Genomic DNA, 8,108 nt, shown 5'->3' on the forward strand with positions numbered 1-8,108 from the left:
TCTATTTTTTCCATTTAAGCCAAACGAATTTCGCAGAAAAATATTCCGCTACGATCAACAACTTTTCTCAATATGGAAAGCATATCAATCTTGCCTCTCATGTAAGAGGGAGCATTATGCGATTAACATTTCATCCACGCACAATATAAGAGAATAAGTTGAAACTTCTCTGATATAACGGAAATACCAGCCTACCAAATTATCTATTCTTAACAAAGCGATACTCTCACCACTTCAATACCAGTACTTTAGTTTGAGTATACGAACACAATTTGCATTCTAGATTAAATGTATTAAATAAACAATAAATCAAAATCTATGGATAAACAATGGGTTAACTCTCATGCTTTAAACAAAAGACAAGAAAATTCTTTAATCATGCATCATTAAAATTTTGTTTATAAATATTTTTATAGAGATATCAAAATAGTCTTTTACAAATTGCGACATTAGAGCAAAAACTTCATTGGCTAATTATACGAAAAAATAAAATAGGAATGCATTTTTAATAAATATAAAAGCAAATTGTTTTATAAAAGAATATGCAAAAAACCACAAAGCATCCAGCACAACCTTAAAAAGCAATAAAAAGTACGTGAGCAATATGAAAAAGCTAGACGGCAAAAGCATGAATATCGTGGAACAAAACATTAAACAGATGAAACAACTGTTCCCTGAAGTATTTTCAGAAGGAAAAATTAAATTTGACCAACTACAAGAGCTTTTAGGAAATTACTTGGTTAAGGACGAAGACCATTATAATTTCACATGGCATGGGAAACGTGCAGCAGGTCGTCTAGCACAAACGTCAAGTACAGGAACACTCCGCCCTTGTAAACAAGAAAGTGTGGATTGGGACACAACACAAAATCTATTCATTGAAGGTGACAATCTTGAAGTTTTGAAACTTTTGCAAAAATCATATCATCGCCAAGTCAAAATGATTTATATCGATCCTCCCTATAATACCGGTAATGACTTTGTTTATAAAGATGACTTTAAAGATGGCGTGCAAAATTATCTTGAAATGACAGGACAATTGGATGGCGAAGGCAAAAAAATAGGAACAAATTCCAGCAGTGCAGGTCGCTACCATACCAATTGGCTGAATATGATGTACCCACGCCTCAAACTTGCACGCAACTTGCTTCGTGACGATGGTGTTATTTTTATTTCCATTGATGATAATGAACAAGATAATCTTAAAAAACTTTGTAATGAGATCTTTGGTGAAGAAAATTTTATTGCGCAATTTACTTGGAGAAAAACCGACAACCAAGCCAATATTGGAAATATTGCACGAGTTAAAGAATATATCATCCTTTATTCTAAAGAATTAAAGTCCTTAAAATTAAATAAAATGCGCTTAACAGAGAGAGCAAAAAAAGAATATCGATATAAAGACAACCATGGAGTCTATAGACGATCTATTTTGTTAGATAAAACAAGAGGACGACATTTTTATAAAATAACCACACCTTCTGGAACTGTTTTAGAAGGGCCTTGGATGATAAATGAAAAAGATTTTCAGAACCTCTCTTCCAGACAAGCCATATATTGGGCAACAGGGAAAACTGAACTGCCCTATGGAAAAATTTATCTCCATGAAAGCCAAGGACAAATAGCCAATGATTTTCTTTCTATCGAATTTGGCACTAATCAAGAAGCAGGAGTGGCGTTAGAGAACTTGTTCAACGCCCGCTACTTTGATTTTCCTAAACCGCTTTCATTAATAAAACATTTTCTAACCATAGCAACCAATGATCACCTCATCCTTGACTTTTTTTCAGGGTCTGGCACGACAGCCCATGCGGTCATGCAGTTGAATGCCGAAGATGGCGGCAAACGCCGTTGCATTTCTGTACAACTACCCGAGCTTACAGACACAAAATCGGAAGCTTTTAAAGCTGGCTATAAAAACATTGCGGAAATAGCCAAAGAGCGCCTTCGCCGCGCTGGGAAAAAAATCAAAGAAGAACAATGCCAAAAACTGGATTTCAAGGGCAATGATAGTCTGGATTTGGGTTTTAAGGTTTTCAAGCTTGATAGTTCGAATATCAAGCGCTGGGAAGCCGATTTTGATACACTTGATAAAGATCTTCTCAACGCTGTTGATCATCTCAAACGGGACCGTTCCAATGAAGACCTTCTTTATGAAATTCTTCTCAAATACGGACTTGATCTCTCTGTTTCCATTAAAACACATATCATTGCAGAAAAAACTATCTATAGCATTGGACTTGGCACTTTAATAGTCTGCTTAGATGACGATATTGACATCAATGTCATTAATGGCATTGGTTCGCTTAAAGAAAAACTACAATCCGAAACCACACGTGTTGTTTTCAAAGATAATAGCTTTAAGGATGACAATGTTAAAACCAACGCTCTCATGTGTCTAAAACGTTATGGCATTACTGATATTAAAAGCTTGTAGAGAAGACCACAATGAAAATTAAATTTGACCCCAATCAACATCATCAACGTCGCGCTTGGGAAGCTGTTGTAGGAGTTTTTAAAGGTCAAGAACTTGATAAAGCCTTGTTTTCCATGCCCTCATTAACCAAAAATGAATTGGAAGCACACTTATAACACAGCAAGACGATATAGGTTGTGGTAACCGCTTACGTCTTTCGTCCGAAGAAATATTAAAAAACGTTCAAAATATTCAGCTCCTTAATGGTTTAAAGCAAACAAAAGAATTACAAAGCCTTGACTTTGCCATTGAAATGGAAACCGGAACGGGAAAAACCTACGTATATCTACGCTCTATTTTTGAAATGAATAAACACTATGGTTTTTCAAAATTCATTATTGTTGTTCCCAGCATTGCAATTAAAGAAGGAGTCTTTAAAACTCTCGAAATGACAACCGTACATTTTAAAGAGCAATATGAGAACATCCCTTTTGACTACTTTATTTATACTTCCAATCGATTAGAGCAAGTTCGCAGTTTTGCACACAATGATTATATCCAAATTATGGTGATCAATATTGATGCCTTCCGCAAAAGTTTTACAGATCCTTCAAAAGAAACCAGTGCAAATATCATCCATCGCTGGAATGACAAAATGCAAGGCATACCAATTGACTTTATAAAATCCACTCAACCAATCGTGATTATTGATGAACCGCAAAGTGTAGACACAACCGCCAAATCAGGAGAGGCAATCAAATCTCTTAATCCGCTCTGCATATTCAGATACTCAGCAACACATGTTGATAAACACAACATGCTGTATAAACTAGATTCTATTGATGCTTATGAACAAAAGCTTGTAAAGCAGATTGAAGTCGCCTCTATTGAAGTAAAGGATGGGCATAACAAAGCGTATATCAAACTTCTGTCTGTTGATAATAAGAAGGGACACCGCGCCAAGATTGAATTGGATATTCAGAAAAAAAACACGATAAAACGCACTGAAAAATGGGTAAAACAAGGAGATGATTTGTTTAGGCTTTCAGGGGGACGCTCTCTTTATGATGGTTACGTTGTCAATGATATTTATTGTGAAGAAGGTAATGAATATATCGACTTCACCAGTAAGCCAGATATCATTCGTCTAAACCATGTGATTGGTGATGTAAATGAGGATGAGTACAAGAGGCTACAAATCCGCAAAACGATAGAAGAACATCTAGATAAAGAGCTAAAACTCACCCCAATGGGAATTAAGGTTCTTAGTCTCTTTTTCATTGATAAAGTAGCGAATTATCGGGATTACACAGCACTAGGACAAAAAGGAAAATACGCTATTATTTTTGAAGAAGAATATGCAAAAGCAATTAAAAAGCCCAAATACCACACGCTTTTTTCTGAAATGGATATCGATAGTCTCCCCACACAGGTTCATAATGGCTATTTTTCTGGTGATAAGAATGGATTTAAAGATACCAACGGTTTTACAAAAGCTGATGAAAACACTTATAGCCTTATCATGAAGGATAAGGAAAAACTTCTTAGCTTTGATTCCAAGTTAAAGTTTATTTTCTCTCACTCCGCTCTCAAAGAAGGCTGGGATAATCCTAACGTCTTCCAGATTTGTACACTCAATGAAACCAAATCTGCCATAAAAAAACGTCAAGAAATTGGGCGTGGACTTCGTATTGCTGTTAATCAGGATGGAGAGCGTGTCTACGGTTTTGAGGTTAACACACTAACCGTTATGGCAAATGAATCCTACGAAACTTTTGTCGATGGTCTGCAAAAAGAAATAGAAAAAGAAGAAGGTCTACGTTTTGGCATTATTGAAAAGCATAGCTTTGCAAATATCGTCATTGAGAAAGAAAATGGAGAACAAGCATTTCTCGGTGCACAAGCCTCTGAAACCGTTTGGAATACTCTCTTAGAAAAGCAATATATTGATCAACACAGTAAAATAACAAACCAACTCAAAAAAGCTCTGAAAGAAGATAATATTACGCTTCCCAAACAGTTTGAAGCGCAAAGAGAGGCAATTGCTGCTATTCTTAAAAAAATTGCAGGTGGACTTAATATTAAAAACAACGAAGATAAGCGCACGGTACGCTTAAACAAAGCTGTTTTTGATCGTCCTGAATTCAAAGAATTATGGGATCGTATTAAATATAAAACCGTCTACAGAGTAGAATTTAATTCCAACAAACTCATTAAAAGGTGTGCCAAAAGCCTTCGGGATAATCTCATTGTCGGCAAAACAAAGTTCAATTACACACGCGCAAAAACTGAAATGAGCAAAGGTGGTATCAGTGTAACTAAAAATCAGAAAAGCACGCATATATATGATGTGCGCGATTATCAAATTCCAGATATTTTAAGCTATCTTCAAAATGAAACAAATTTAAAAAGGCGGTCCATTCTAAGCATATTACTTGAGAGCGGACGACTGAATGATTTTAAGAATAATCCTCAAAAATTCATTGACCAGGTAAAAAAGCTTATCAAGCGTGAAATGCAACGTTTTATAGTTGATGGTATCAAATACCAAAAAATTGGTGATGAATATTTTTATGCACAAGAGCTTTTTGAACGTGAAGAACTCATTGGCTATTTGAACAAAAATATGACAAAAACTGATAAATCAACTTATGATCATGTTATTTATGATTCAGATATTGAGTTCAGTTTTGCACAATCGTTTGAAAAAAACGATGAGATTAAAGTTTATGCGAAACTGCCTGAATGGTTTAAAATTGATACACCTCTTGGATCATATACCCCCGATTGGGCTGTATTATTCGAGCAAGATGGACAAGAAAAATTGTATTTTGTTGTGGAAAGCAAAGGCAGTATTTTTGAAGACATGTTGCGCGATCTGGAAAAAGCAAAAATCCATTGCGGTCGCGAACATTTCAAAGCTCTAGGAGAAAATACCCAATATATTGTTTCTGATAATTATGAAACTTTTATCGATCAAGCCCTTCAAAAAGATACCATAACAACTTGAAAAAATGTTTGGGCTATGGAAATAGCCCTCCGCTGTTATTTATAAAATGCAACTTTTCCCTACTCTATAATTTACAAGCTCTTCCTTATAACCGATTTTAATTTTTATTAAACGATTAAGAGATTGTCGAACATTTTCCAAAAAGGTCTGCACATTTAAGAAAAGAAAATTATAAACTATTGAAAACATTTGACACTCAAACAATCATTTAATCATAAAAAATGATATATAAACAAACATTGGATTTTTTAAGTCAATACGTTGATTTATAAAGATTTTAACATTTTTCATGTTAAATAATAAATGCAAATGGAGCAGGCATACACGTCTCGTTTAAGTTCTGCTTTTTCTCGCATGCAAAGTGAATTGACAGCAAACAGATTCCTCGATAAAGTCATCAAAATTAGCTTAACTAATGGCTTCATTTTGGAGGAAAAGGGGTTTGTACACAAGAGAAGCATTTGGGGACCATCAGCACTTCCAATCACATTCATCCTCATATTAAAGCCATCACAAACAGGTGTTCATTCTCAAAGCCTATGATTTATGAATCGGAACAAATATTTTAAAGAATTCAGCAGGGGGCATAATAATGCAAAAGGTAGATTCCTATACCAAATCAGAAAGGTGTGTCATATATACCGTCATTATTTCCAGCATACTCCCCTTGCTGGACGGAAGCATTGTTAATGTCATCCTTCCTGACCTTGCTTTTTATCTTTCAGTAGAGGAAAATAATATACAATGGGTTGTAACATCCTATTTTCTGGCCACCGTACCAGGGCTACTTATGGCCGCTTTTGTTCAAGGGAGAATAGGTATCAAAAGAACTTGGTTTCTTGCAAGCTTCATTTTTATGCTTGGATCACTGGGGGTAGGATTAAGCTATGATTTTCCAACCATTATATCTGCCCGTATCGTTCAAGGTTTCGGGACCGGTCTTTTGCTGCCCCTTAGCCAAACCATCATTGCATTACAATTCGGACAAGAACGGGTGCGCCAAGCCATGGGCACCATAGCCGTACCAACGGTTTTCGCTCCTGCCTTTGGTCCGCTGGTGGGCGCCTCGCTTGCTCAGTATGTGTCTTGGCGTTTGTTATTTTTTATCAATATTCCGCTCATTTTATTGGGGCTCACCATTGGAGCTAAACATTTAAAGAACACCGAAACAGCAAAAACAAAATTTAACTTATTTGCATTTTTAGCGTTTTCCATATCGCTTATTTCGTTTTTCTATCTCACAGAAGCAAGAAATATAGAGAACAACAACTCCGTATATATCCTCGCACTTATAGCGGTGTTATCTCTCATAGTGTTCATTGTTTCTAATCAGAAAGCAAAAAACAAATTAATAGTCTTTAGTGGATTTCAAAATGCGCGCTACACATTGCTCATGATCATGGGGCTTGTTGCTTCATTTCTTTTTTATAGCTTCCTCGTTTATTTCCCACTAGCCGTTGCCATGGAACAAGCCCATGAAAATAGCCTTCTCATCATCGGCACAGTCCTAGCTCTGCAAGGGGTAGGTGCATGGATCGGAAGGAAATTTATTTACCAGAAATGGAAAGAAAAATCTCCCTTTTTCATGATAGGAATTGGTTTGGTGATATCAAGCTTTGGACTATTATGCTTCGGTTATAATATAAGCATGGATGGGCTAGGATTTTTGCTAAGAGGCATAGGACTTGGCATCACCACCATTGTCTGCCTTTCTGCCCCCATCCAATATGTCAACAGTTTATACGTCAAAGATACGGCCGTTATCACACGCATATTACAGCAAATAGGTGGAGCCTTGGGGGGTATATTCGCTGGCTTTTTGATCCATTCTCTGACAGAAGAATATCTGTCCTTAAACCAAACATATATCGTATTCTTCATATTCTCTCTGTGTGCATTTTTACTGTTTTTCCTTGCACTCTCCTTATCGCATAAAGAGAACAGCTTCGATTTATAAGATGGCTTTTTTGAACGCTCTCATAAAATAATGCAGACTATGCCCATAAGTACGATAACAGCCCTCCCCTGACCCAACATAGAATATGGGACTGCCAATCTATCTAACTATCTTTACTAAACACCGCACTCTGGAAAATATCACATGCACTTTCACACCGATACGTTGAACAGAACTACTTACTTTTAAAACAATAAAAAAGAGATTTTTTACATGATCTTATATTTTTCTTACACAACTTTTATATAAATGATAAACTCATTGCGCACTCTTGTATGAAGTATGAAGTATGGAATTCTATTCTCAAAAGCCCCCGCAACTTTTTGATATTATAAAACCATATAATCACTTATCCTCCTCGCAAAAAATATTTCATAACAACAAATTTTTTTTTGCCACAATTGGGATACTGTCTCCAATATTAGCAAAGTACTAATTGTTAAATAATTTTGATGACTTATTTTTATACACCATCTTCTCCTCATAAGAGCCGCGATGATAGTTAAGCTCTCATAGTTAAGAAATGCCTAGATACAAACAATGTGGACTTCAATAAAGGGTTTAAAGTCCTTGGTAATCTGCTTTGTGCTTTTATGGAGCACGAGTCTCACACATCAATCTAATTGATATTTCTCTTAAGTTAATTTGAGAGCCATCAGAAAATTTTTGAGACCAATCTAGGTTGAGCGCTATTTTTTGCACTCTATCGTGAACAACCAGTATCC

Annotated in this window: 4 protein-coding genes; all 4 read left to right on the plus strand. The window is 35.8% G+C overall.

The window, feature by feature from the left end; translation table 11 throughout:
• The first annotated feature begins 604 nt into the window (after positions 1-604).
• The 4 genes from QHG57_RS08545 (at position 605) to QHG57_RS08560 (ending at position 7,383) form a co-directional block, all read left to right on the plus strand.
• Positions 605-2,437, plus strand: coding sequence for a site-specific DNA-methyltransferase (locus tag QHG57_RS08545; protein WP_330167944.1), 1,833 nt, complete (start codon positions 605-607; stop codon positions 2,435-2,437).
• A gap of 11 nt (positions 2,438-2,448) precedes the next feature.
• Positions 2,449-2,592 carry a hypothetical protein gene (locus QHG57_RS08550; protein ID WP_330169099.1) on the plus strand — a complete coding sequence of 48 codons (144 nt, stop codon included), beginning with the start codon at positions 2,449-2,451 and terminating at the stop codon, positions 2,590-2,592.
• Between the two features lie 137 nt (positions 2,593-2,729).
• Positions 2,730-5,426: a type III restriction-modification system endonuclease gene (locus tag QHG57_RS08555; RefSeq protein WP_330169100.1), complete on the plus strand. Its 2,697-nt coding sequence runs from the start codon at positions 2,730-2,732 to the stop codon at positions 5,424-5,426.
• Positions 5,427-6,018: 592 nt separating this feature from the next.
• The gene (locus QHG57_RS08560) at positions 6,019-7,383 is read left to right on the plus strand and encodes an MFS transporter (RefSeq protein WP_330169101.1); all 1,365 of its coding nucleotides are present in this window, start codon (positions 6,019-6,021) and stop codon (positions 7,381-7,383) included.
• The last annotated feature ends 725 nt before the right edge of the window (positions 7,384-8,108 follow it).

The organism is Bartonella grahamii subsp. shimonis, from assembly GCF_036327415.1.
GTDB classification, from domain to species: domain Bacteria; phylum Pseudomonadota; class Alphaproteobacteria; order Rhizobiales; family Rhizobiaceae; genus Bartonella; species Bartonella shimonis.